Below are 25,079 nucleotides of genomic sequence, written 5' to 3' on the forward strand. Positions count from 1 at the left end.
CGGTACCGCCGCGACCATGAAACAACAGCAGCTCGACGCCTTGCTCACGGCAGATATTGACCAGGGCTTCCTGCGCCCGGTACTGCGCCCAGGCGGCCGCGGTGGTGCCCGCATCCTTGGCCGAGTCGGAATAGCCGATCATCACTTCCTGCGGGCCCTGCAGGTGCGCGCGATAACCCGGCAACAGCAGCAGGCGCTCGATCACCGGCCCCGCATTGTCGAGGTCGGCGAGGGTTTCGAACAGCGGTACAACCCGCATCGGCCGCTCCAGCCCAGCCTCCTTGAGCAACAGTTGCACCGCCAGTACATCCGAGGCAGCACCGGCCATCGAGATCACGTAGGAGCCCAGCGAGGCGCCCGGTGCGGCAGCGACTTCGCGGCAGGTCGCCAGCACTTCGGCGGTGTCGGCACCCGGCTTGAAATAACCGGGCAACAGCGGCCGACGGTTGTTCAATTCGCGCATCAGAAAGCTAAGACGCGCATCCTCGTCCCAGTCCTCATAGCGGCCCAGGCCCAGGTAATCGGTGATTTCAGTCATGGCCGAGGCATGGCGTGCAGCATCCTGGCGCACATCGAGGCGCACCAGGAACAGGCCGAAGGTTACAGCCCGACGCAGGAAATCGAGCAGCGGGCCATCGGCAATTACGCCCATGCCACAGGCATGCAGGGACTGATAACACAGCTGCAACGGCGCCAGCAGTTCGCGATTGTCCTGCAGCACTTCAGGCGGCGCGGCCTGGGTGCTGTGCAAGGCTGTATGCGCCCAATTGCGGGTGGCCCGCAGGCGTTCACGCAATTGTTTGAGTACGGCGCGATACGGCTCGGCGCTGTCGCCTGCAGCGGCCAGCAGTTGCGCCGAGGCCTGTTGCATCGACAGATCGGCCGCCAGTTTGTCGATATCGCGCAGGTACAGGTCCGCCGCCATCCAGCGCGCCAGCAGCAGTACTTCACGGGTAACGCTGGCCGTGACATTGGGATTGCCATCACGGTCGCCGCCCATCCAGGAAGCAAAGCGGACCGGTGCGGCCTCAAGCGGCAAATGCAGGCCGGTCGCGGCATGCAGGGCCTTGTCAGCCTTACGCAGCATATGCGGCACGGCGTGCCATAACGAATGCTCGATCACCGCAAAACCCCACTTGGCCTCATCCACAGGGGTAGGTCGGGTGCGACGGATTTCTTCGGTGTGCCAGGCCTCGGCGATCAACCGCTGCAAGCGCTGATGAATCTCGGATTTTTCCGCGAGGGTCAGGTCACGATGGTCCTGGGCCGCCAGTTGCTCGGCTATGGCATCGTACTTCTGGATCAGGGTGCGGCGAGTCACTTCAGTGGGGTGTGCGGTGAGTACCAGTTCAATTTCAAGACGGCTGACCTGGCGCGCCAGCGACTCGGGGTCATGGCCTTCGGCGAGCAGGCGCGCAAGCAGTTGCGGCAACACCAGCGCCTCAAACGGCTGGGGCTGGCCTTCTTCACGGCGGTGGATCAGTTCGTACTGCTCGGCAATATTGGCCAGGTTCAAAAACTGGTTGAAGGCTCGCGCAACGGGCAGCACTTCGTCATCGCCCAGGGCGTCCAGAATGGCGCTTAACTCCTCGCCGGTGGTGCCGCGCCGGTCGGCTTTGGCCCCCTGGCGAATGCGCTCGATCTTGGCGAGAAAAGCTTCGCCGTATTGGTCACGAATCGTATTACCCAACAGCTCACCCAGCAGGTGAACATCATCGCGCAAGCGTGCATCAATATCGGTCATCAGCAGTTTCTCCAGCAGGATCCGGGGACAGCTCGTGCCCCAAGAGTGCGTTGCAAAGGCAGTTGGAGGCAAGCCATGGGAAGCACAGATTTAAAAAAATGCGCTGACCAATCGGTCAGAAAATCTTTTAGGCCAAATGCCATCTTTTATTGAACTATTCAAAAAACGCTTCGGTCACAGCCATTAACCATCACCGCTGGAACTCGTGTTCCAACACTCCGGGTGACGTCGCCAGTCGTGATGGAATTTGCTTTTTTAAGGAGCTTCCCAATGGAGTTGAAGACCATGATGACCCGCACTGTCAAAACCACCTCACCTCGCCTGCGCGGGCTAAAACTGGCTGCGCTGGCAATCGGCACCAGCTTCGTTCTGGCCGGTTGTGCTGGCAATCCACCTTCAGAGCAGTACGCCGTGACGCAATCGGCGGTGAACAACGCCGTGAGCGCAGGTGCCACTGAATATGCACCGGTGGAAATGAAGTCAGCCCAGGACAAGCTCAAGCAGGCCGAGCTGGCCATGCATGACAAAAAATATGACGAGGCCCGCCGCCTGTCCGAACAGGCTGAGTGGGATGCACGCGTAGCAGAGCGCAAGGCCCAGGCAGCTAAAGCAGAGAAGGCTGTTCAGGATGCTCAGAATGCCGTTCAGCAATTGCGTCAGGAAGGCATGCGCAGCGTTCAGTAAACGCTGCCCTTTTTTGACTGCATCTGACGACACAGCATTCCTAATCGATAGAAAGGACGACATATCATGCGCAATACAGTAATGATCCCTGCCCTGTTGGCCCTGAGCGTTGGCCTGGCGGCGTGCTCGCACCAGCCCAACGTCAACCTGGAAAACGCCAAGACCAACTTCTCGGCCCTGCAAACCAACCCTGAAGCGACCAAGGTTGCAGCGCTCGAAACCAAGGACGCCAGCGAATGGCTGGACAAGGCTGAAAAGGCTTACCTGAACAAGGAAGACGAGTCCAAGGTTGACCAGCTGGCTTACCTGACCAACCAGCGTGTGGAAGTGGCCAAGCAGACCATCGCGTTGCGAACCGCTGAAAACAATCTGAAAAACGCCGGTGCGGCGCGCAACCAGGCCTTGCTCGATGCCCGTGATGCGCAGATCCAGCAACTCAAAGGCATGAACGCCAAGCAAACCGAACGCGGCACACTGGTGACCTTTGGTGATGTGCTGTTCCAGTTCGGCAAATCCGAGCTGCAACCCAACGGCATGCGCAATATCAACACCCTGGCCGAATACCTGCTGCAGAACCCGGACCGCAAGGTGATTGTCGAGGGTTACACCGACAGTGTCGGTTCGGCGGCTTTCAACCAGACCCTGTCCGAGCGCCGTGCCGAGTCGGTGCGTAATGCACTGGTGCGCAAAGGCGTAGACCCTACCCGCATCGTGGCGCAGGGCTATGGCAAGGAATACCCGGTGGCCAGCAACAGCACCGATTCTGGCCGCGCCCAGAACCGCCGCGTTGAAGTGACCATCTCCAACGACAACCAGCCGGTTGCTCCGCGTTCAACCATGAAGTAAGACATGAAAAAGCCCCGCCTGAGTAATCAGGCGGGGCTTTTTTTTGCGCAAATATATTCACAACTGTGGGAGCGGGCTTGCTCGCGATGCAGACAGCGCGGTCCGTCAGGCATACCGAGGCGATTCAATCGCGAGCAAGCCCGCTCCCACAACAGAACGTTACTGCTCCAGCTTCGGCGTTTCCTGGCCCAGGCAACGTACGGCCTGTTTCTTGTTGTTGACCAGCACACCGGTCAGGCCTTTTTGCTCGGTATCGAACAAGACGATGATGCCGTCGATGCACTGCGCCACCTGGTTGGCCGGCGTGAGCGAGACCTTATAGTCCTCCCCCGGGATAGTCTTGAGCATGGTGAAGTCGCTGAGCAGCAAGGCGTCCTCGGGCTTGGCAAAATGCAGGTAACCGTAGTACCACAGGGCGCCCACGGTGCCGATAATGCTGCAGATACCGGTGATGATCAGGGGGATGGCGTTGCGTTCTTCACTCATTGTTGGCTCTCGGATTCAAGTTCGGTGTTCGGTGACGCGGGGTAATTGGCAATTTCGCCCAGGCGCCGCACGCCATTGAAATGTTGCGGGTCATCCAGGTAACGCAGCATTACCTGACGCCAGGTCGGGTCGGCAAACGTCTGTACATGGCCGCCACGGGTCAGTTGCAGCACCTTGGGCGGTGGCGCAGCCTGGTACAGGCGCAGGCCATTGGAAAGCGGCACGATGGGATCATCGAGGCTGTGGAAGATCAGCATCGGCGTGTCGCCCATGTTCGGTATCGCGTAAAGAGCACTGTCGGCATCCGGTACCAGCCAGGACAGCGGCACCTGCAGCGGCCAGGTCAGCCAGGACGTACTCAGGGCAAACTGCCCCACTTCGCGGTAACTGGCCGGCACGCCATCGAGCACCACCGCCTTGACTCGCGCGCGCTGCTGCGGGTGCTCGCTCAGGTAGTGGATGCCCATGGCGCCGCCCAGGCTTTGCCCCAGCACAATCAGCGGCAGGCCGCGGGTTTGCGGCTCATGCTGCAACCAGTCAAAAGCGGCATCGATGTCCTGATACACCGCCGGCAGCCCGGGCTCTCCTTGGGACAGGCCGTAACCGCGATAGTCGAGCATCAGCACTTGATAACCCTGCTCCGGCAACCAGGCAGTGGCGCCGAGATGGTAAGCCAGGTTGCCGCCATTGCCGTGCAGATGCAGCACCGTGCCCTTGAGCGGCACGCCTTTCTTGGCCGGTAGCCACCAACCGTGCAGGCGCGTGCCATCGGCGGCAGTCAGGGTGACATCGCTATAATCCAGGCCAGCGGCCTTCGGGGTAACCGGCTGGCCGGGCTCAGGGTAGAACAACAGGGAACTGCATCCGCTGAGGGTCAACAGCAGGCAGAGTGCAGCCAGGGTTTTCATCAGAACGATTCGCCTGAACGAGTGAGTGTGGGAGCGGGCTTGCTCGCGATGGCATCGACGCGGTTCAACTGAAACACCGCAGCGCCTGTATCGCGAGCAAGCCCGCTCCCACAGGGTTCACAAAATGTTGGAGTAATCCGCTTCGATACGGTCAAGGCTCAAATGGTTGAGGAAGTTGCTGAAGCACATCCAGGCCGAGAGCGCGTTCATGTCGCGGAACTGGTCCGGCAGATACTTGGGCGCTACCACCAGGCCTTCATCCACCAACTGACGCAGGGTTCGCATGTCCTCCAGGGTGGTCTTGCCACAGAACAGCAGCGGCACTTGTTCCAGCTTGCCTTTGCGTACGGCCAGCTGAATGTAGTTGTAAACCATGATGAAGCCCTTGAGGTAGGACAAGTCTTTGGTGAATGGCAGTCCATTTGGCACCGACCCACGGAAAACCCGACTCGCGTTGCCATAACTTTCTGGCATCTCGAAGCCTTGCTCGCGGAAAAACTCGTACACCTGCATGAAATCTGCGCCCTCCTCCACCATATGGATGGCGCGGGTTCGGTTGGTCAGTTTGCGCAGGCGACTGGGGTAGGAGGCAAAGGTGATGATCTCCATCAGGATTGCCAGACCTTCCTGGGTCACGGTGGAAGAAGGCGGCCCCTTGGACAGGAAGGTGCAGATCGGCTGGTTCAGGCCATTGAGCGTGGTGCCCACATGCACCAGCCCTTCGTGGACTTCGAGGGCGCGCACGTCGCGCTCGTTGAACATCGCATCGGTACGGATCTTGATGTAGTCGGCACCCGCCGCCGCATCTGCCACGATACCGTCGGACTCGAACACGCGGATGGTTTCTTCAGCCTCGCCAAACACCTTGTTCAGGCGGCTTTGCAGCAGATTCACGGCATCCTTGGCGGTCAGGATCTTGGCTTCGTCCTTGAGCGCCCCGCGCCCGTCGATGTTGTCCAGGTAATCGGACATCATCAGGCCCAGGTCAGCCAGGGTCGGATCGCCAGCATGAAACGCATCGGAAGCTGCGCCATACAGCTCCTGGGAAATAAGCCCGAAATCCTCGGTGCCACGGGCTTCGAGCATGCGCACCACCATGCGGTATTCCTTGCACATGCGCCGCATGATCTGCCCGACCGGGTTGAATTGCCCCAACTGGCGGGTGATATCCCGCTCGATGTTCTGGAACTCGGACTTCACCGCCGCCGAATCAAAAGCCAGTGGCCGGCCCAGGTAATAGTCGCGATCAACTGCAGGCATGGCCTTGCCTTTGGCCTTTAAAAAGCCCTGGCGGATGCTGTCATCCCACTTCACCGCATCCAGCACGCGGATCGGTGTCTGTGCCAGCACGATGCGGTCAGACAAGGTGCGTATCGTGCGCTGGTAGTCGTCCACCGGCAGCTTCCTTCAGTTAACAGCGTTATTTGGCCACACGTTTATAGCGGGCCGCTTCGACAAATACGTCGGAATTGGCCGGGTCATCCAGATAGGCAAAGACTTCAGCCGACGGGCTTTTGATCAGGGTACCCGTCCCTTCAGCGGTTTCCACAGGCTCACCGTTCAATGCGGACTGGCCAATGGCCTGCTTGATCTGATCCAGGTCAAGATCGTAGATCACCAGTTCGCCGTTATCGGTCAGCTCAAATCCGCTGAGGGTATGGTTGCCGCCCAGTTTGGCCGGTATCGCGGCCGAGGCATACCAGCGGCTGCCGTGGCGGGCGACGATAAAGACATAGCGCTCACGGGCCTTGGGTTCGCCCTTGGGGTAAACGACGGCCTGGTAGCGTGTTTTGTCGATGGCACTGATATCGAGATTGCGTGCCTGGCCCCAGGCATCCTTGCTGATCCATTTGCCCAGCAGCTGTTTGGGTGCCGGCTGCGCCTCGATCGGGGCCTGGCTGAAGGTCACGAGACAGCCGTTCAACATCAAAAACGACAATGCCATAAGCATCACGCGCCAAACTTTCATGCCTGCATCCTTCTATAGAGCGGCCAACACCAAGTGCATGTAACGCGTAAGAATAGCCAGACGGTCGTCATCCGCCTCGGGCTGCGCGCCATCAAGTAGGGCCTGATATTCCATCCGACCGATAATCGCCGTCAAGACTTTGGCATCCTGCTGAGGTTGTGTGGAGCCTAGCACTTCGAAGATCTGCCCGGCACCCTGCAGGAAAATCTGCTGATGGGCACGTACCAGCACCGCCAGCCGCGGGTTGATCAATGCGGCCTGATGAAAAGCTTGCTCGGCCATCAACTGGTCGCGGCGGGTGAGCAGTTGGCGCTGAAGGTAATCGGCGGTCATCCGTGCAATATCATCGGCCAGCAGCCCCCGCGCCCGGTGGCTGCCATCGCCCTGGGCCATCATTTCCCGCAACTTGCCTTCGGTGCCCTGCCACAGCTTGGCCATAAAGGCCGCACTGCGCTCCACATACTGGGCGAAGGTGTCGTTGATCAGGTCATCGATATCCTTGAAGTAATACGTGGTTGCCGACAACGGCACCCCCGCTTCGGCGGCCACCGCCCGATGGCGCACGCCCCGCACGCCGTCGCGTATGACGATGCGCATGGCAGCATCGAGAATCAACTGGCGGCGCTGCTCGCTGCCATGCCGGCTGGCCTTGCGACCCTGGTATTCGACACTTTGGGCAAGCGCCACCGCAACATTTGCTGCGCCTTGAGGAGGCATCACAGATTCCTTCTGAATTGAGCGGCGTTACCGAAACTGTGGGAGCGAGCCTGCTCGCGAAAGCCACCTTCACGAGCAGGCTCGCTCCCACAAACTCTCCTGATTATTCTGCTGGCTGCATGCCAGGCAATAAAAAGCCGCCTTTAACGGCGGCTTCTTATTCTGCATCGTTACGATTGCGGGCGCATATGCGGGAACAGGATAACGTCGCGAATCGACGGTGAGTTGGTCAACAACATCACCAGACGGTCGATACCGATACCTTCACCGGCAGTCGGCGGCATGCCGTATTCCAGGGCGCGGACGAAGTCGGCATCGTAGTGCATGGCTTCGTCGTCACCGGCGTCCTTGTCGGCTACCTGTGCCATGAAGCGCTCTGCCTGGTCTTCTGCGTCATTAAGCTCGGAGTAGGCGTTGGCGATTTCACGGCCACCGATGAACAGCTCAAAACGGTCAGTAACGTTCGGGTTCTCGTCGTTGCGACGGGCCAGCGGCGACACTTCGAACGGGTACTGGGTAATGAAGTGCGGTTGCTCCAGTTTGTGCTCGACCAACTCTTCGAAAATCATCACTTGCAGCTTGCCCAGACCTTCGAAGCCCAGCACCTTGGCGCCGGCTTTCTTGGCGATGGCGCGAGCCTTGTCGATGTCGTTGAGGTCGTCAGCGGTCAGCTCGGGGTTGTACTTGAGGATCGAGTCGAATACCGACAGACGCACAAACGGTTCGCCAAAGTGGAACACCTTGTCACCGTACGGTACGTCTGTAGTGCCCAGAACCAGCTGCGCCAGTTCACGGAACAGCTCTTCGGTCAGGTCCATGTTGTCTTCGTAGTCGGCGTAAGCCTGGTAGAACTCCAACATGGTGAATTCAGGGTTGTGACGGGTCGACACGCCTTCGTTACGGAAGTTGCGGTTGATCTCGAACACTTTCTCGAAACCACCCACCACCAGACGCTTGAGGAACAGTTCCGGCGCGATGCGCAGGTACATGTCCATGTCCAGGGCATTGTGGTGGGTTTCAAACGGCTTGGCCGCAGCGCCACCCGGGATGGTTTGCAGCATCGGCGTTTCGACTTCCAGGAAGTCGCGTGCCATCAGGAAGCTGCGAATGTGGGCAATCACTTGCGAACGTACACGGAAGGTGTGACGCACGTCTTCGTTAACGATCAAGTCAACGTAACGCTGGCGATAGCGCTGCTCGGTGTCGGTCAGACCGTGGTGCTTGTCCGGCAGCGGACGCAGGGATTTGGTCAGCAGGCGCACGCTGGTCATTTCAACGTACAGGTCACCTTTGCCGGAGCGGGCCAGGGTGCCTTCAGCGGCAATGATGTCGCCCAGGTCCCAGGTTTTTACTTCGGCCAGGGTTTCTTCCGGCAGGGTCTTGCGGTTGACGTAGACCTGGATGCGACCGGTCATGTCCTGGATCACCATGAACGAGCCACGGTTAAGCATGATGCGACCGGCAACCTTCACCGGAATGGCGGCTTCGGCCAGCTCTTCCTTGGACGCTTGCGCATACTTCTTCTGCAGGTCAGCGCAGAGGCTGTCACGGCGGAAGTCATTCGGGAAGGCATTGCCCTTGGCACGCACGGCAGCAAGCTTTTCCTTGCGCAGGGCGATCAGGGCATTTTCTTCCTGTTGCAGGTCTTGCGGGTCGAGTTGTTGGTCGCTCATGTCTTTAAAAATTCCATCACAGTTCTGTTGCCCCCGCCTTGCGGCAGGGGGAAGCGGGCTTTGGCGCGCCCTCTGGGTATCGCACTGGCTTCGCACACGTTTTGTTGCCGACTTACAGCCCTTGTTTCAGGCTGGCTATCAGGTATTCGTCGATATCGCCGTCGAGCACCTTGTCGCAGTCGCTGCGCTCGATATTGGTACGCAAATCCTTGATCCGCGAGGCGTCGAGAACGTACGAGCGGATCTGATGACCCCAGCCGATGTCCGACTTGGTGTCTTCCAGGGCCTGGGAAGCGGCATTGCGCTTCTGGATTTCCTGCTCGTAAAGACGCGCCCGCAGCATTTTCATCGCGGTGTCTTTGTTCGCATGCTGGGAACGTTCGTTCTGGCAGCTCACCACGGTATTGGTCGGCACGTGAGTGATACGTACGGCCGAGTCAGTGGTGTTTACGTGCTGACCACCCGCTCCGGAGGAGCGATAGGTATCGATCCGCAGGTCAGAGGGGTTGATGTCGATTTCGATGTTGTCATCGATTTCCGGCGAAACGAATACAGCCGAAAACGAGGTATGACGACGGTTGCCCGAATCGTACGGGCTTTTGCGTACCAGACGATGGACGCCAATCTCGGTGCGCAACCAACCAAATGCGTATTCGCCTTTGATATGAACGGTTGCACCCTTGATACCGGCAACTTCACCGGCGGACAGTTCCATGATGGTGGCATCGAAGCCGCGCTTGTCGGCCCAACGCAAATACATCCGCAGCAGGATATTGGCCCAGTCTTGCGCTTCGGTGCCACCGGAGCCAGCCTGGATGTCCAGGTACGCGTTGTTGGCATCCATCTCACCACTGAACATGCGGCGGAATTCGAGTTTTTCAAGGGCTTCGCGCAGGCGTTCAACTTCAGCGGCCACGTCATCGACGGCGCCCTGGTCTTCTTCCTCGGCGGCCATCAACAGCAGGTCTTTGGCATCGGCCAGGCCTGTGTGCATCTCATCGAGGGTTTCAACGATCTGCGCCAGCAGGGAGCGCTCGCGCCCCAGTTCCTGGGCGTATGCAGGGTTGTTCCAGACACTCGGATCTTCAAGCTCGCGATTGACTTCGGTCAGACGCTCATGCTTTTGATCGTAGTCAAAGATACCCCCGAATGGTTTCGGAGCGCTCTGACAGGTCCTTGATGCTGTTAAGGATCGGGTTGATTTCCATGGCTGGCGGCACTCTCAGGCGATTTTTACAAAGCCGGGGAGTATACCGTAAACCGAGCGTATCAGCAGCCCGCCTGGCGGGGTTATGTGGCCAGTGACAACAGGTCGCAAGCCTTCTTCGATGAGCGATACGTCGCACACGATTATGGGCACAGAATTACATCTGAAAGACGAGGCCATCTCAGCCGTACGACAAGTTTGAATACTACATAGGAATAATTACCCAATTTGAGAGAAAAGTACTACACGCCAAATAATTGCACTTAAAAACCTGCACCGCTATACCTACAACACACTTACAACACCTGACTACCTGATACCCACACGCCATACCCGAACAACCAATAATTAAATGGCAGCCCCATGTCGAACTTAGCGAACGGTCACTCATTCGGTATAGCGACCCCCCACTTCAAGTCCTCGATGATGGCCATGCAGGCCTATCTAACATCAGGGGCGACCCCGCATGCCTTATTAAGTGCAGCCGTGTCACTGACGTATAACCTCCCGCACTTATGCGGCCTGGGAGGCGACGCAATTATCATGCAATCAACCCCCCATAACCTGGCCATCTTCAACGGAACGGGCAGAACAGGTTTTCACCAGCATCACGACAACTACTTGCATAAAGGCCTTGTATCAATTCCTCGCAGAGGGATTTACAGCACCATGATCTATGGCTGCCCTTCAGCTTATGATCGTTATACACGCCTACATGACATCGACTTGAACGGCGTATTTAAACACCTGCACGACAATGACTTGAAACATGGCGTGGTGGCGTCCAGCAGTTTGATTCAGGCGTTTGATAACAGCACTAAAGACTCACTCAGACAGACACGATTTTCACAATGGAACAAATACTTTATTCAACAGCAAGATCCAGCGCCCTTCTACCGTCAAACCCTGGCCGCTTTGGCGCGTGAAGGTTTTGCATCCATGTACAGGGGGCAGTTGGCGGCGCAGGTATTTGACGCGCTGTCGACCTGTGACCCGCATTTGTATACACCTGAAGATTTTTCCGACTTTACCCCTAACCCCTCAGAAGTAAAAAAAACCACCTTCATGCACGCCAATGTCACGGCGCATGGCAGTAACAGTCCATGGAAAGAGCTGTTCCTGCTCTTGAAAGTCTACCAGTGGAGTGCCGAAGACACGGCCTTGCTCACACCGGCACAGCTCTGTACGGCAGCCGGGCTGATCGACAGCTGGGTGGCATCGCCGCTTTCTTCAGAGACGCACAGCGATGACAGCCTGAGCCAACAGGCCGCCCTGATCTATCAACAGCTCAAATTCGACAACCCCGAACCTGTGCCTCAATTGTCCAAACCCTCCCACACCATCTTTATGGCATGTGCCGAGGCCGACGGGACCCTGACCGGCATAACCAACTCGATCTTTACCCCCCTGGGGTCACTGTTCGAGATCGATGACACAGGCATTATCCTGAGCAACCGGGCATTCTCATTCAATGGCCCCCACCTGGGTTCGACCTTCAAAGGCAACACAGCCGCCAAACACACCACCAACTGCGTGCGCGTCACCACCGATCACCTGGAATTTATCATTGGTACATCCGGGGGGCCTGTGCAGTCCCAGACACTGGCGTACGTCATCTACAAAATTATCGCTGAGCAATGCCCGGTTCAAACCGCCCTGTCGAGCCCGCGCTTTGCCAATCTGGGCCGGCACCCGAAGACAAACGGCATTACCTATTTAAGCGAATCCGCACAAACGAACCCGATATTTACCTGTACTCACGGGCTATCCGATAAATTCGGGGTGGTACAGCTGGCTGGCATCAACACCCTGACCGGTCAGGTGTTCGCCGCTGCAGACCCTCGTGGCAGCGGTGTGGCGCTGGCGGTATGAAGGCTCACGTTTGCGGTTCAGGCCATGCAGCCATACTGACTGTCGCCAGTGCTTTCTTTCTGGAAGTACTGGACGCAACCATCATGCTGATGGCCATCATCCCCATGGCCAACGACCTGGGCGCCAGCATCAGCGGCGTGACACTGTCACTGGCCACCTATCTACTGGCCCTGGTCTTGTTCCTGCCCCTGAGCGGGCATTTGTTCAACCGTTTCGCGCTTGCCCAACAATTCCTGTGCGGCCTGGCGATTTTTTGCCTCGCCTCCCTGGCCTGCGCCATCAGCCAGAATATTTACCTGCTGTGCATCGCCCGCCTTGTCCAGGGCTTTGGCAGTGCGTTGGTGGTACCTGCCGGACGAGCCTTGATCCTGGCCAACACCCCTAAGATTGCCATTCCCAAAACCATGGCCTGGCTGATTGCGCCTGCGCTCGTCGCCCCGATGGTTGCCCCCTATATGGCCAACCTGCTGTTAAACATCGGCAACTGGCGACTGATTTTTGCCTCTATCGGACTCTTTGCCGCAGGATTGATGATTGCCTGCCGCATCACCCTGTACTCACTGCCTGCCCCTGAAACCCCGCGTTTACAGCTTGATAAACATGCCTACGCACTATGGGCACTGTCCTCATCGGCCTTGTTCATGATGTTTATGGCGGCTTCGAATAACTGGCTCTTCTGCAGCGTTCTGGCCGCAGGTGCAATGCTCTATGGCAGCAAACGACTGTGCACTAGGCTGCACCAGCACGCGAAGGCGCAATTGTTTGATTTGTCCTTGCTCAATGATCCAGCGTTCAAGTTCAACATTCTCTCCGGAAGTTTGTTCCGTATCAGCATTTATGCATTTCCAACGCTGCTGATTATTCACCTCATGAAAAATTCGAATTATTCGCCCGTTTCGATTGGCCACTGCCTGTTGTTTATTTTCGCCGGCAACCTTGTTTCAAAACCCGTGGCAGCCCGGCTATTAACAGGCTGCCGCTGCCTGAAGCGCTATTTCATCTATTCGGCACTGACGACATCCGTCACGTTGGGCCTGTTTCTTTTCCCGCCACTGCTCAACCAACTACCGGCACTGTGGTTGATGTGTTTTCTACACGGTTGCGCACGCTCATTTCAATTTCTCGGCTACTCATCCACCGCACTGCGCAATGTGCAACAGCACCGCATGCATCACGCCAATATCCTGATCAGTTCGGTGATGCAACACAACGCCCTGATCGGCCAGGCAGTACCTGCCCTTCTGAGTGCTTTCTTTATTCCCGAACACCTGCCGTTCTTCACGATCGGCATGTCCACCGTGACGCTTGCGTCACTACTTACCGTGCTGGGCGCACTGCGCCTGCCCAACTCAAACAGGAGCCATATCGACCCCATGCACTTCAAGTCCAATTAACGGAAAACCTGGGTATGTCCCGTACTCATGTGGTGTTACGCAAGGAGCTGAAGATGAAAGCATTGACGTTGAAAACCACCGTTGAAATTCCGATAGAGGGCGTTCCTCAACTCACCCGATTTGTGTCCTTTGAAGGTGTCGATAAAGAACACTTCGCGCTATTGATTGGTGACTGTCAAACCACTCCCGTACTCACCCGGGTTCATTCCGAGTGCCTGACAGGCGATGTATTCGGCTCAAAGCGTTGCGATTGCGGCGCCCAGCTCAAAGAAGCCCTGTCGCAAATAGCCGCGCGAGGGGGTGGCGTATTGATCTATCTGCGTCAGGAAGGGCGCGGTATTGGCCTGTACTCCAAGTTCGATGCCTACCTGCTGCAAAACCAGGGCATTGATACCTTCACTGCCAACGAGATGCTCGGGTACGCCGATGACTTGAGAGAGTTTGAAAGTGCGGGGGCCATGCTCAAGGCCCTGCATATTCATCACATCGACCTGATTACCAACAACCCGGCAAAAATCCTGGCCCTGGAAAATTGCGATATCACCATCAATACCACCCTGCCCTCCGGGGTTTTCCTGACCGTCGAAAACGAGGACTACCTGCGCAGCAAAATCAATAAAAAACACCATACGATCAACTTGAAAAACAAAAAATGGTGATCGCAATGAGCACTTACATTCTGAATTTTTCACCTACAGGCATGCTACCGACAAAGCAGATGAACCCCCACACACCCATCAGCACCTCAGAAATTATCGACGATGTATTGATGGCCGCCGAACTGGGTGCGTCCATTGCGCACCTGCACGCCAGGGATCAAAAAACCGGCGAACCGACCTGCGACCTCAACACATTTGCCACTCTCTTCGAAGGCATCAGAAAATATAATAAACAACTGATTTTATGCGCCTCACTCAGTGGTCGAAACATTTCCGATCCGACTCTCAGAGCGCTGCCCCTGTCATTGGACGGTGACGCAAAACCCGATATGGGTTCATTGACCTTGTCGTCCATGAACTTTTCCACGCAGCCCAGCATTAATGCCCCGGCGACCATCAACTACCTCGCCGAACAAATGGCGCTAAAAGGCATCTCGCCCGAGGTTGAGATATTTGATAGCGGCATGTCGAACTACCTGCATTGCCTGATCAAAAAATCGTTAATGCCGCCCACTGTCTACGCCAATATTTTGCTGGGCAATATTTTTGGCGCACAGCCCAGTTTTGCGCACATGGCAGCCATTACCAGCTCACTGCCGGGCAATGTCGTCAGTTCTTTCGCCGGGCTGGGCAGCTATCAACTGCGCAGCAATACCCTGGCTCTCGCCTCTGGTCACGGCATCCGCATCGGCCTTGAAGACAATATCTGGCTCGACCATAAACGCACCACCCTGGCGAGTAATCGCAGCCTGCTCGAGCGCATCACCGCCATTGCCAACCTGCAGGAGTTGACACCCGCCACCCCCAGGCAGGTCAGGGAACAACTAGGACTGCAACCTGGACAAGGTCGCTATGGCTTGCCCCCTATCGTTGACTGATACGAGGAAACAGAAAATGGAGAATGTCTGGTTTACTCCCGAAAATTATCAACGCACCTCCAAAAACCTGCAGAGACGCTGTTTGAAACTATTGCTGTCGTTCGCGCCCCCCCAAGGCACATTGCTGGATGTCGGGTGCGGAACCGGTAATACCCTGCTTTTCACGGACAAAGAAAAGATTGAGCAGTACGTGGGCATTGATATTTCCGCTGACATGATTGCGTACGCCAACCGCGCTCATGCAGCACCCAATATCAGATTTATGGTCAGCGACTTCCTGGACTGTCCCCTCGAACACTGGCCAGCGTTTGACGCAGCCGTCTGTGCCGCCTGCCTGCATTGGTTTATTCCCAACGAACAAACTGTTATCGATAAATTATTCAGGGCTTTGAAACCGGGCGGTTACTTATATTTATCCTGTGCGTTCGACTTCGATTATGTACAAGGTGAGCGATCGATCCAGGAGCGGGTGCTGACCGCTATCCGCCAGCAATACCCCTGTATTGCTGAGCCCGTGGTATTCGATGATTTCAGGTTCAACAGGCACTCCCTTGTCACGGCACTTCACGGTTTCGAGATCATTCGCTCGCACCGTATCGAGGAACCCGTGCACTTCAAGACGTTTGAAGATTTCAGGGATTGGCACCTGGGTAGCGGCTCCGTGGTCTATGGCCAGTTCGAAAAAAGCGTCCGCGACCTGGCAATCGCCGCTTACTATCAAAAACTCTATGAGCACTATTGCGCCGCAGAATACAAAACCGCGTATTCCACTGGCTTGATGCTGCTTAAAAGGAGGGCTGCCTGATGTATACCGGAATTGTTCAAGGCACTGCCCGGGTGCTGTCGGTGCACACGCAGGCTGGGCACAAACGTATCGTCCTGGCCCAGAAAGCCTCTCTATTCGAAAACGTTGATATCGGTGCCAGCGTGTCGGTCAACGGCACCTGCCTGACCGTCGTTGCCTACTCTGCAGGCACCGCGACGTTTGATATTTCTCACCGAACGGCCGAAATCACGACACTCAAACACTTGAGTATCGATGAGCAGGTCAATATTGAACGCTCACATCGAACTGGCGATGAGAATGGCGGGCACGCACTGTACGGCCATGTTGAAAGTACCGCGCAGGTCGTGTCGTGGCAGCCACTGGGCGAAACGGTGACTGCGCAACTCCAGCTGGATGCGTCGACCTTTGCCTACCTGTTCAAAAAGGGTTTTGTCGGTATGCATGGCTGCAGCCTCACCATCGATAGCCTGGATGAAGAGCGGCACTGGGTGACGGTCAACCTGATTGCGCAAACACTCGCCCTGACCAATTTGAGCAGCTTGCGGGTGGGCGACCGGGTCAATATCGAAATCGACCAGACCACCCGCACCCTGGTGGATACCCTTAGGACTACCCTGGCCCGCCTGCTCCCGGGAAACCTGTAGCGTGCGGCAAAGCAGTCATCGTTGATGCCATCGCGCGCAGGCTCGCTCCCACGACAGTGCTGTAAGCACTCCGGCTGTGTGAACGACACAAAACCTGTGGAAGCTGGCTTGCCTGCGATGCAAGCGACAAGGTCTTGAGAGCAATCACTCAATACCCACCTGATTACGCCCATTCTTCTTGGCCAGGTAAAGCCCCTTGTCCGCCGCCGAAATCAGCTCACGGCAGTTGCTACCCTGCTGCGGGGTCATGGTCGACAGGCCAATACTGATGGTCAGGCTGGAGCCTGCTGTCGGCGAAATATGCGGGATTTTCATCGCTTCAACCGCCATGCGCAGTTTTTCTGCCACCAGCCGCGCGCCGCCCTGGGAAGTGTTGGGCAGTACAATGGCAAATTCCTCACCGCCATAACGGGCCGGCAAGTCAGATGGCCGGCTGCTGGCATCACGGATGCCCGCCGCCACCTTGCGCAACGCTTCATCGCCGTCCAGATGGCCAAATGAGTCGTTGTATGATTTGAAGTAATCAACATCGATCATCAACAACGACAATTGGTTCTGCTCACGCATGGCGCGACGCCATTCCAGCTCAAGGTATTCATCAAAGTGGCGGCGGTTGGACAGCCCGGTCAGGCCATCGGAGTTCATCAGCCGTTGCAGCACCAGATTGGTGTCCAGCAATTGCTGTTGGCTGACCCGTAGCGCACGGTAGGCAGCATCACGCTGCAACAGCGTCATGTAGGAGCGCGAGTGATAGCGGATACGCGCCACCAGTTCGATGTTGTCCGGCAGCTTCACCAGGTAATCATTGGCCCCGGCCGAGAACGCCGCGCTTTTGATCAACGGGTCCTCTTTGGTGGACAACACGATAATCGGGATATTTTGCGTCGCCGGGTGGTTGCGGTATTCGCGCACCAGGCTCAAGCCGTCCAGGCCCGGCATCACCAGATCCTGCAAAATCACCGTCGGCTTGATGCGGATAGCCTGGGCAATGGCCTGGTGCGGGTCGGCACAGAAGTGAAAATCAATGTTCTGTTCAAGGGCCAACCCTCGGCGCACGGCTTCGCCGATCATTGCCTGATCGTCTACCAGCAACACCATGGCCGCGTTTTCATCAGTTTTAACGTCGTCCAACTGCAAGTCGCTCATGCGCGTTCACCTGAATTACTGCCTTCAAGCCACTCTTGCCGGGTTCTACCAGTCATTTGGCAAATTTCTCCAGCAAGCGTGGCGCAATCTTGTCCAATGGGCGAATCTCGACTGCGGCATCGATGGCCGCTGCCGCTTTGGGCATTCCGTACACCGAGCTGCTCTGCTGATCCTGGGCAATGGTGAGAAACCCCTGCTGGCGCATGAGTTTAAGACCTTGAGCCCCGTCACGCCCCATGCCGGTCAACAGCACTCCCACCGCTTCACCATTCCAGTAGCGGGCAACACTTTCAAAAAAAACATCGATCGATGGCCGATAAATCTCATTGACCGGCTCGGCGGTGTAAGCCAGCGTGCCATTTTTCAATAGCCTGATATGGTGATTGGTGCCCGCCAGCAGCACGGTGCCCACCTGCGGCGTCTCCCCGTCGCGGGCCAGGCGCACATCAAGTCCGCACGAAGTGCTCAGCCACTCGGCCATACCTGCAGCAAACACCTGATCAACGTGCTGAACCAGTACGATAGCTGCCTCAAAGTTTCTCGGCAGACCTTTAAGCAGGGTTTCAAGTGCAGCCGGACCACCTGCCGACGAACCGATGGCCACCAGCCCTGCCCGCACACCCGGTACACGAGCATGGGTCACTACCGGCTTGACCCGTTTCTCACTCTGCCCCATCAACCAGCCAACATTGAGTATCTTGCGCAGCAAAGGCGCCGCTGCCTCTCTGGGGTTGCTGCCGCCCAGCACGGGGGTATCCACCACATCCAGCGCACCAAAGCCCATGGCCTCAAAAACACGGTGCACATTCTGCTCGCGGTCGATGGTGACAATCACAATCGCACAAGGGCTTTCAGCCATGATCCGGCGCGTGGCCTCGACGCCGTCCATGACCGGCATGATCAAGTCCATCAGAATCAGGTCCGGGGTGTTCTCGGCGCACAGGCGCACCGCCTCCTGACCATCACCGGCAACCCAGATCACATGGTGCGCGGGTTCGAACGCCAGCGCCCGGCGCAAGGCCTCAACCGCCAGGGGCATATCGTTGACGATGGCGATTCTCATGTCTGGGCTCCACCAATGAGTTCAACCACTGCGTCGAGCAGGGCATCGTCATGGAAACTCGCTTTGGCTAGATAATAGTCGGCGCCTGCATCCAGGCCGCGCCGACGGTCTTCTTCACGATCTTTGTACGACACCACCATCACCGGCATTGATTGCAATCGGTTATCGCGACGCAACAGGGTAACCAGTTCGATGCCATCCATGCGCGGCATATCGATGTCGGTAATCAACAAATCGAAATGTTCGGCACGCAGCGCGTTCCAGCCGTCCATGCCGTCAACCGCCACAGCCACTTCATAACCACGGTTAATCAGCAATTTGCGTTGCAGTTCGCGCACCGTCAATGAGTCATCCACCACCAGAATACGTTTGCGGGTCAATTCGGCGGTGTGCCGGTTACGCCGGTCGATACGCTCAAGACGCCCGGTATTAAGCAGTTTGTCTACCGAACGCAGCATGTCTTCGACATCTACGATCAGCACCGGTGAACCATCATCCAGCAAGGCCCCGGCGGAAATGTCCTGGACCTTGCCCAGACGCGGATCAAGGGGCAGGACCACCAGGGTGCGCTCGCCGATAAAGCGCTCAACGGCCACGCCATAGACCGCGTCGCGTTCGCGAATCACCACCACCTTGAGGGTTTCGTCATCGCTCTGGCTGGCAGGGCGCTGCAACAATTGGCTGGCGGCAACCAGCCCCACATGGCGGCCTTCATGCCAGAAGTGCTGACGGCCTTCGAGCTGCACGATGTCGTCGGGCTCCAGGTCGCGCATGCGCTCGATATGGGCCAGCGGGAAGGCATAGGCTTCGTCGGCCACTTCAACCACCAGGCTGCGCACCACCGACAGAGTCAACGGCACTTCAAGATGGAAGCGGCTGCCATGCTGGGGGGTGTGCTCCAGCACAATGGCACCGCGCAACAGGCGCACCATATGCTGTACGGCATCCAGCCCCACACCGCGCCCCGATACTTCGGTGACGGTGTCGCGCAGACTGAAACCGGGTAAAAACAGAAAGGTCAGCAGCTCTTCTTCGCTCAGTTGCGCCACCGTCTCCTCGGTGGACAACTGACGCTCGACGATGGTGCGACGCAAACGGTCCAGATCGACACCGGCACCGTCATCGCTCAACTCCAGCACCAGCAGACCGGCCTGATGGGAGATGCGCAGGCGGATCAGGCCTTCGGCCGGTTTACCCGCCAGCAAGCGCTGTTCCGGGGTTTCAATACCGTGGTCGACGGCATTGCGCAATAAATGGATCAAGGGTGCTTCGAGCTTTTCCAGCACGTCGCGGTCAACCTGGGTTTTCTCGCCTTCGATTTCCAGGCGGATCTGCTTGCCCAGGGCGCGACCCAAATCACGCACCATGCGCTCCTGCCCGACCAGCACATCGGCGAAGGGCCGCATGCGACACGCCAGTGCAGTGTCGTAGAGCAATTGCGCACGCTGGCCAGCCTGCCAGCAAAATTCGTCAAGTTCGGCGGTCTGCTCGCTGAGCAGGTGCTGGGACTCGGCCAGCATCTGCCGGGCATCGACCAGTGCCTGCTCGGCTTCATGGCTGATGCCCGAGACCTTGAGGTGTTCATTGAGCGTGTCCATGGCCCGCAAGTTGGTGCTTTGCATGCGTTTAAGCCGTTGCAATGTCACCAGAAAGGGCTTGAGGCGCTGGGTTTCCACCAGGGATTTGCTCGACAGATCGAGCAGGCTGTTAAGGCGCTGGGCCGTGACCCGCAGTACCCGCTCGCCGCTTTCGGTCAGACGCTGGGGGCGACGTGCTGGCTCCGCTGCCGGCTCGGCTGGCACCTCGACCTGACGCTCAACCACAGGTTCTGGCGCAAATTCGGGTACTGCTGGCGAGGGCATCAACAACAGCTGCGACACGTCAAATTCGGGCGGCGCCACCCGCGCACCGGGGGCAGACGGATCCAGCAGCTCATTCATGTGCGCCACATAGGCGTCGATGTCGTGAGGCGTGACAGTGTTGCCGGGGGTGGCAATGCGCATCAGCAGGTCGGTACCTTGCAACAAGGCATCAATGTGTTCGCGTTGCAGGTACAAACGGCCTTCCTGGGCACTGACCAGGCAGTCTTCCATGACATGGGACACGCTGACCCCGGCATCCACCCCGACAATCCGGGCTGCGCCCTTGAGCGAGTGGGCCGCGCGCATGCAGGCTTCCAGCTGGTCAGCCTGGGTCGGGTTGCGTTCCAGCGCCAGCAGGCCTTCGTTGAGCACCTGGGTTTGCGCCTCGGCCTCCAGGCTGAACAGCTCAAGCAGCGAGGCGTCGCGCATTTGCTCGGGGGTCATGTCAGGCTCCGGGTGATTGCGCTCAACAGTTGCTCTTCATCCAGTAAACGCAGGCTGCGGGTTTTCCACTGCAGCACACCCCGGGTGTATTTGGCGCTGACATGCTCGCCGGAGAGCGATGCAGCATTGATGTCGCCCTCGGCAATATTATGAATGCCATCCACCTCATCCACCGGCAGCACCACGGCTCCACCGTGGGCGGCCACAATCAGCATGCGCGGCATCACCCGCTGCGATGAGGCTCCCGGCGTGGCTGGGTCAAGCCCCAGCAGTTCAACCAGCGACAGGCACGGCACCAGAGTGCCGCGCACATTGGCCACACCGCGCAAGGCCCGGGAACGCTGGTGCGGCAGGGAGTGAATGGTTTGCATCGGTGCCACTTCATCCAGGCAACGCGTGGGCAGCCCCAGCCACTCCTCACTCAGGCGGAAAATCACCAGTGAGCAGGTTGCAACCTTTTGCTCATGGGCCTGCGGGGCATAAAGCTCCTGGCTTTGCTGCTCAAATGAATAGCGGTCGAGCAAACGGGTCGCGGCAGCAGCATACGTGTCGCAGTTGCGGCAATGGATATGCTGGGGCAGCAACGGGCAGCTTTTGTCACCGTAGATGCCAATGCGGTTCCAGCAGTCATCAATGGCCTGCGCTTCGGAGTGAATCAAGCTCTGTGCTGCTAAAGCGCTCATTGTTTACGCTCACTTTGAGTGGAACGCCCGTTACGGGCTGCGCGCTCGTGCAAGCGCCGGGCGCCTGCTTCATCGCCTTGTGAAGCCAACAGCGCTGCCAGATGGGCCAGCGCTTCCGAATGCTGGGGTTCCAGGTACAGCGCCTTGCGATAGAAGCCCTGGGCCTCTGAGGTCTGGCCCTGCACATCGCTGAGCAGGCCCAACCAGTAAAACACCTCGGCCTGCGGGTCATGCCGCTGCAAGAACTGTTCGCAGACCGCACGCGCCTCAAGGCTTTTGCCTTCATTGGCCAGGCTGGCAATCTGTTCAAGCAACAGACCCGGCCCATCCACTGGCGAAGCCGATTTTTGCCCGATCGGGGCTTGCGCGCGCGGGGCAAAAGGCCGGCTGGCCGGTGTCGGCACAGGCGCTGGCGCTTTTGGTCGTGCCAGTGGCTTGAGTTCGGCAAGCACAGGGCGCGCTGCCGGCAATGGCTCATGATTGTGGCAAAAGGCAAACGACTGCGGAGCACCGATCGAACGCATGCCCAGCCGGTTGAGCAAGCTGCCTTCGGCCGGACCTATAAATAAAACACCATCATCACGGGTCAGGCGCTTGAGCACATCAAGGGCCTGCTGCTGGGTTTTAAGATCAAAGTAGATCAACAGGTTGCGGCAGAACACAAAGTCATAAGGCTCGTGGCTGGCGAGCAGTATCGGATCCAGCAGATTGCCTGCGGTGAAGCTGACCTGCCCGCAGACCCGCTCCGACAACTGATAACCATCGCTCTCGACACAGAAGTAGCGCTCACGAAAATCTGTTGGCTGGCCTCGAAAGGAGTTTTTGCCATACAGCGCGTTTTGCGCACGCTGCACCGAAAGCGGACTGACATCCAGGGCGTCGACCTTGAATTGGTGTGCAGCAAAGCCGGCATCGAACAGTGCCATGGCAATCGAATACGGCTCTTCGCCGGTCGAACACGGCAGACTCAGGATACGCAACGGGCGTCGGCTGCCGATTTCCGCCAGGCGCTGCCTGGCCAGGCGGCCCAGGGTGGCAAAGGATTCGGGGTAACGGAAGAACCAGGTCTCGGGCACGATCACCGATTCGATCAGGGCTTGCTGTTCATCCTGGGAACTGAGCAGGCGCTGCCAGTAGCGATAGTTATCAGCCATGCCCAATGCAATGCAGCGCTGGCGTACGGCACGTTCGATAATCGCCGGGCCGACCGATGCCACATCCAAGCCGATGCGCTGCTTCAAATAGTCAAAAAAACGCTGATCAAGACTCATGGCGCCACCTGGACGCAGGTGTCATCTTCGCCCTGCGCAAAAAGCAGAGCAGACACCGCAGGGCTGAGCAGATCGTCGACACTTAACCACTGCAACAGCCCGGCCTCATCTTTACGCACCGGTCCCAGGTAAGGCGCATCGCGGTTATCGACACCGTAGGGCTGAAACTCCGCCGGATCGCAGCGCAAAGTGTCACTGGCCTGTTCAAGCAGCAGGCCGAGCAATTGCCCGCGATAATTGACCAGCACCAGCCGGGTGCTGGTGCGGGCTACGGCGGCGGTGCCAAAGGTCATGGCACTGATATCGATCACCGGAACCATTCGATCACGATGAGCAAAAACCCCCGCTACCCACTCGGGGGCATGGGCTATGGGCTTGAGAGGCAAGCGCGGCAACACTTCGACCACATCGCCAGCGGCCAGTGCATAGCGCTCGTTACCAATATAAAACACCAGAAACAGGCGTTTTTGCGACACCTTGGCGCCCGGTTTTTTGGCTGAAAGCTCGCTCATCAGACTTTGAAACGCGAAACGCCGCTGCGCAACCCAACGGCAACCTGACTCAATTCGTCGATCGCGAAGCTGGCCTGACGCAGGGACTCGACGGTCTGGCTGCTGGCATCACCCAATTGCACCAGCGCAAGGTTGATCTGCTCGGCACCGGTAGCCTGAGCCTGCATGCCTTCATTGACCATCAGTACACGCGGCGCCAGGGCCTGAACCTGATGGATGATCTGCGACAGCTGCTCGCCCACTTGCTGCACTTCGGACATGCCGCGGCGTACTTCTTCAGAGAACTTGTCCATGCCCATCACGCCCGCCGACACTGCCGACTGAATCTCGCGCACCATCTGCTCGATATCGTAGGTAGCCACGGCAGTCTGGTCGGCCAAACGGCGCACTTCGGTAGCAACCACAGCAAAACCGCGGCCGTATTCACCGGCTTTTTCAGCTTCAATGGCCGCGTTAAGCGACAGCAAATTGGTCTGGTCGGCGACCTTGACGATGGTCACCACCACCTGGTTGATGTTACCGGCCTTCTCGTTGAGGATCGCCAGCTTGGCGTTGACCAGATCGGCAGCCCCCATCACCGAGTGCATGGTTTCTTCCATGCGGGCCAGGCCCTGCTGCCCGGAACCAGCCAGGATCGAAGCCTGGTCGGCTGCCGAGGTCACTTCGGTCATGGTGCGCACCAGATCACGGGACGTGGCGGCAATTTCCCGGGAAGTTGCACCTATTTCCGTAGTGGTGGCTGCGGTTTCAGTGGCTGTGGCCTGTTGTTGCTTGGAGGTAGCGGCAATTTCCGTAACCGACGTAGTGACCTGCACCGAAGAGCGCTGGGCCTGGGACACCAACGTAGTCAGCTCGGCCATCATGTCGTTGAAGCCGGTTTCCACCGCGCCAAACTCGTCCTTGCGCTCCAGATTCAAGCGCGAGCTCAGGTCACCGGAACGCATCACTTCCAGAATCGTGACGATACGCTGCATCGGCGACATGATTGCGCGCAGCAACAGGAAGCCACACAGCGCTGCTGCAAGTACGGCAATAACCAGGGAAATGATCATGCTGATCTTGGCAGTCAATACGGCGTGACCAATATTGTCAGTGGCGAGCTTGGCCGACTCGCTGCTGCCTTCAATGATGCTATTGAGCAACTTGCGGCCTTCCATCTAGGCTGGAGCCAGTTGCTCACTAAGCACCTTGTGGGCCTGGGCGTAATCCTTGTTCTGATAGAGATCAAGAATTTTCGCCAACACCACGCCGTACTCTCCATGCAGACGCTCGAAGTCGTCGAAGTGGGCCCTGTCTTCACCTTCAAAAATAGTGCCGCGATAGTTATCCAGTTCTTTGTTCAAGCGGTCTTCGTAGCTGGCGTACAACTTGCGGTCTTCGTTGGTCAGGTCACGCTGATTAAGCGAGCCCACCAGCTCCAGGGTCAGGACATAGCTGTCGACCCAGGCGCTACGAATCATCGAACTGTAATAGACCCCGGGAATCGAGTCGGTTTGCACCTTTTCTTCACTGGTTTCGATCGACAGCAGGCGCGAGTAAGACGCAACAACCATCAGCAGCATAATGGCGATGATTACAGCAAAGCTCGCCAAGATGCGTTGGCGTAACGTCCAGTTCTTCACAGTCGATC

General features: G+C 57.7%; 22 protein-coding genes and 1 pseudogene. 8 read left to right on the plus strand and 15 right to left on the minus strand.

What is annotated here, in order from left to right:
• A partial coding sequence (locus GHO03_RS00005; RefSeq protein ID WP_153398740.1) for a phosphoenolpyruvate carboxylase occupies positions 1-1,744 on the minus strand: 1,744 nt, incomplete at its 3' end.
• A gap of 270 nt (positions 1,745-2,014) precedes the next feature.
• On the opposite strand from GHO03_RS00005, the gene GHO03_RS00010 reads away from it, so the two are divergent.
• Together GHO03_RS00010 and GHO03_RS00015 are read left to right on the plus strand one after the other, a co-directional pair.
• Entirely contained in the window at positions 2,015-2,428 is a 414-nt protein-coding gene (locus GHO03_RS00010) for a DUF4398 domain-containing protein (protein ID WP_019822131.1), read from the plus strand.
• Between the two features lie 66 nt (positions 2,429-2,494).
• Complete coding sequence (locus GHO03_RS00015; RefSeq protein WP_095001282.1) at positions 2,495-3,274, plus strand: OmpA family protein; 780 nt, start codon at positions 2,495-2,497, stop codon at positions 3,272-3,274.
• A 159-nt stretch (positions 3,275-3,433) separates the two neighbouring features.
• On the opposite strand, the gene GHO03_RS00020 is transcribed toward GHO03_RS00015, so the two are convergent.
• From GHO03_RS00020 to prfB, 7 genes are all read right to left on the minus strand, one after another.
• Positions 3,434-3,760: a hypothetical protein gene (locus GHO03_RS00020; RefSeq protein WP_029611547.1), complete on the minus strand. Its 327-nt coding sequence runs from the start codon at positions 3,758-3,760 to the stop codon at positions 3,434-3,436.
• Positions 3,757-4,668 carry an alpha/beta hydrolase gene (locus tag GHO03_RS00025; RefSeq protein ID WP_095026622.1) on the minus strand — a complete coding sequence of 304 codons (912 nt, stop codon included), beginning with the start codon at positions 4,666-4,668 and terminating at the stop codon, positions 3,757-3,759. The genes GHO03_RS00020 and GHO03_RS00025 overlap by 4 nt, the downstream gene beginning before the upstream one ends.
• Positions 4,669-4,785: 117 nt before the next feature.
• Positions 4,786-6,063: a flavohemoglobin expression-modulating QEGLA motif protein gene (locus GHO03_RS00030; protein ID WP_095001280.1), complete on the minus strand. Its 1,278-nt coding sequence runs from the start codon at positions 6,061-6,063 to the stop codon at positions 4,786-4,788.
• A gap of 25 nt (positions 6,064-6,088) precedes the next feature.
• Complete coding sequence (locus GHO03_RS00035) at positions 6,089-6,637, minus strand: hypothetical protein (RefSeq protein WP_095001279.1); 549 nt, start codon at positions 6,635-6,637, stop codon at positions 6,089-6,091.
• 12 nt (positions 6,638-6,649) lie between these two features.
• Positions 6,650-7,354: a TetR/AcrR family transcriptional regulator gene (locus GHO03_RS00040; protein WP_095001278.1), complete on the minus strand. Its 705-nt coding sequence runs from the start codon at positions 7,352-7,354 to the stop codon at positions 6,650-6,652.
• 170 nt (positions 7,355-7,524) lie between these two features.
• Positions 7,525-9,027 carry a lysine--tRNA ligase gene (gene lysS, locus GHO03_RS00045; RefSeq protein WP_153398742.1) on the minus strand — a complete coding sequence of 501 codons (1,503 nt, stop codon included), beginning with the start codon at positions 9,025-9,027 and terminating at the stop codon, positions 7,525-7,527.
• A gap of 112 nt (positions 9,028-9,139) precedes the next feature.
• A protein-coding gene (gene prfB, locus GHO03_RS00050) for a peptide chain release factor 2 (protein ID WP_130872011.1) occupies positions 9,140-10,235 on the minus strand; the annotation gives its coding sequence in 2 pieces (ribosomal slippage) (positions 9,140-10,162 and positions 10,164-10,235; 1,095 coding nt in all).
• Between the two features lie 425 nt (positions 10,236-10,660).
• Between prfB and GHO03_RS00055 the strand changes: the two genes are divergently transcribed.
• Genes GHO03_RS00055 through GHO03_RS00080 form a run of 6 tightly spaced genes read left to right on the plus strand, consistent with a single transcriptional unit; the run spans position 10,661 to position 16,468 of the window.
• Positions 10,661-12,106, plus strand: coding sequence for a gamma-glutamyltransferase (locus GHO03_RS00055; protein WP_178110280.1), 1,446 nt, complete (start codon positions 10,661-10,663; stop codon positions 12,104-12,106).
• Positions 12,103-13,500: an MFS transporter gene (locus tag GHO03_RS00060; RefSeq protein WP_153398746.1), complete on the plus strand. Its 1,398-nt coding sequence runs from the start codon at positions 12,103-12,105 to the stop codon at positions 13,498-13,500. The genes GHO03_RS00055 and GHO03_RS00060 overlap by 4 nt, the downstream gene beginning before the upstream one ends.
• A gap of 14 nt (positions 13,501-13,514) precedes the next feature.
• Positions 13,515-14,159 carry a GTP cyclohydrolase II RibA gene (gene ribA, locus GHO03_RS00065; protein WP_232527636.1) on the plus strand — a complete coding sequence of 215 codons (645 nt, stop codon included), beginning with the start codon at positions 13,515-13,517 and terminating at the stop codon, positions 14,157-14,159.
• A 5-nt stretch (positions 14,160-14,164) separates the two neighbouring features.
• Complete coding sequence (locus GHO03_RS00070; protein ID WP_095001395.1) at positions 14,165-15,037, plus strand: 3-keto-5-aminohexanoate cleavage protein; 873 nt, start codon at positions 14,165-14,167, stop codon at positions 15,035-15,037.
• Between the two features lie 16 nt (positions 15,038-15,053).
• Complete coding sequence (locus GHO03_RS00075; RefSeq protein ID WP_178110281.1) at positions 15,054-15,842, plus strand: bifunctional 2-polyprenyl-6-hydroxyphenol methylase/3-demethylubiquinol 3-O-methyltransferase UbiG; 789 nt, start codon at positions 15,054-15,056, stop codon at positions 15,840-15,842.
• Positions 15,842-16,468 (plus strand): riboflavin synthase subunit alpha, encoded by a 627-nt coding sequence (locus GHO03_RS00080; RefSeq protein WP_095018188.1) that lies wholly within the window; start codon positions 15,842-15,844, stop codon positions 16,466-16,468. The genes GHO03_RS00075 and GHO03_RS00080 overlap by 1 nt, the downstream gene beginning before the upstream one ends.
• 144 nt (positions 16,469-16,612) lie before the next feature.
• Here GHO03_RS00080 and GHO03_RS00085 read toward each other — a convergent pair whose 3' ends face one another.
• The 7 genes and pseudogenes from GHO03_RS00085 to GHO03_RS00115 all read right to left on the minus strand — a co-directional run bounded on the left by GHO03_RS00085 (position 16,613) and on the right by GHO03_RS00115 (position 25,071).
• On the minus strand, positions 16,613-17,614 hold the full coding sequence (locus GHO03_RS00085) for a diguanylate cyclase (protein WP_095001271.1): 1,002 nt from the start codon (positions 17,612-17,614) through the stop codon (positions 16,613-16,615).
• 52 nt (positions 17,615-17,666) lie between these two features.
• Complete coding sequence (locus tag GHO03_RS00090; protein WP_095001270.1) at positions 17,667-18,677, minus strand: chemotaxis response regulator protein-glutamate methylesterase; 1,011 nt, start codon at positions 18,675-18,677, stop codon at positions 17,667-17,669.
• Entirely contained in the window at positions 18,674-20,983 is a 2,310-nt protein-coding gene (locus GHO03_RS00095; protein WP_095018190.1) for a hybrid sensor histidine kinase/response regulator, read from the minus strand. The genes GHO03_RS00090 and GHO03_RS00095 overlap by 4 nt, the downstream gene beginning before the upstream one ends.
• The gene (locus GHO03_RS00100; RefSeq protein ID WP_095001268.1) at positions 20,980-21,666 is read right to left on the minus strand and encodes a chemotaxis protein CheW; all 687 of its coding nucleotides are present in this window, start codon (positions 21,664-21,666) and stop codon (positions 20,980-20,982) included. The genes GHO03_RS00095 and GHO03_RS00100 overlap by 4 nt, the downstream gene beginning before the upstream one ends.
• Positions 21,663-22,937: a protein-glutamate O-methyltransferase CheR gene (locus GHO03_RS00105; protein WP_153398750.1), complete on the minus strand. Its 1,275-nt coding sequence runs from the start codon at positions 22,935-22,937 to the stop codon at positions 21,663-21,665. Before GHO03_RS00105 ends, GHO03_RS00100 begins: the two co-directional genes overlap by 4 nt.
• A complete protein-coding gene (locus GHO03_RS00110) occupies positions 22,934-23,449 on the minus strand; it encodes a chemotaxis protein CheW (RefSeq protein ID WP_095020557.1) in 516 nt (171 codons plus the stop codon). Before GHO03_RS00110 ends, GHO03_RS00105 begins: the two co-directional genes overlap by 4 nt.
• Positions 23,449-25,071: pseudogene (locus GHO03_RS00115) on the minus strand (methyl-accepting chemotaxis protein). Before GHO03_RS00115 ends, GHO03_RS00110 begins: the two are co-directional and overlap by 1 nt.
• Positions 25,072-25,079 lie beyond the last annotated feature (8 nt).

The sequence above is a fragment of the Pseudomonas sp. FSL R10-1339 genome (assembly GCF_009600545.1).
GTDB classification, from domain to species: Bacteria; Pseudomonadota; Gammaproteobacteria; order Pseudomonadales; family Pseudomonadaceae; genus Aquipseudomonas; species Aquipseudomonas bubulae.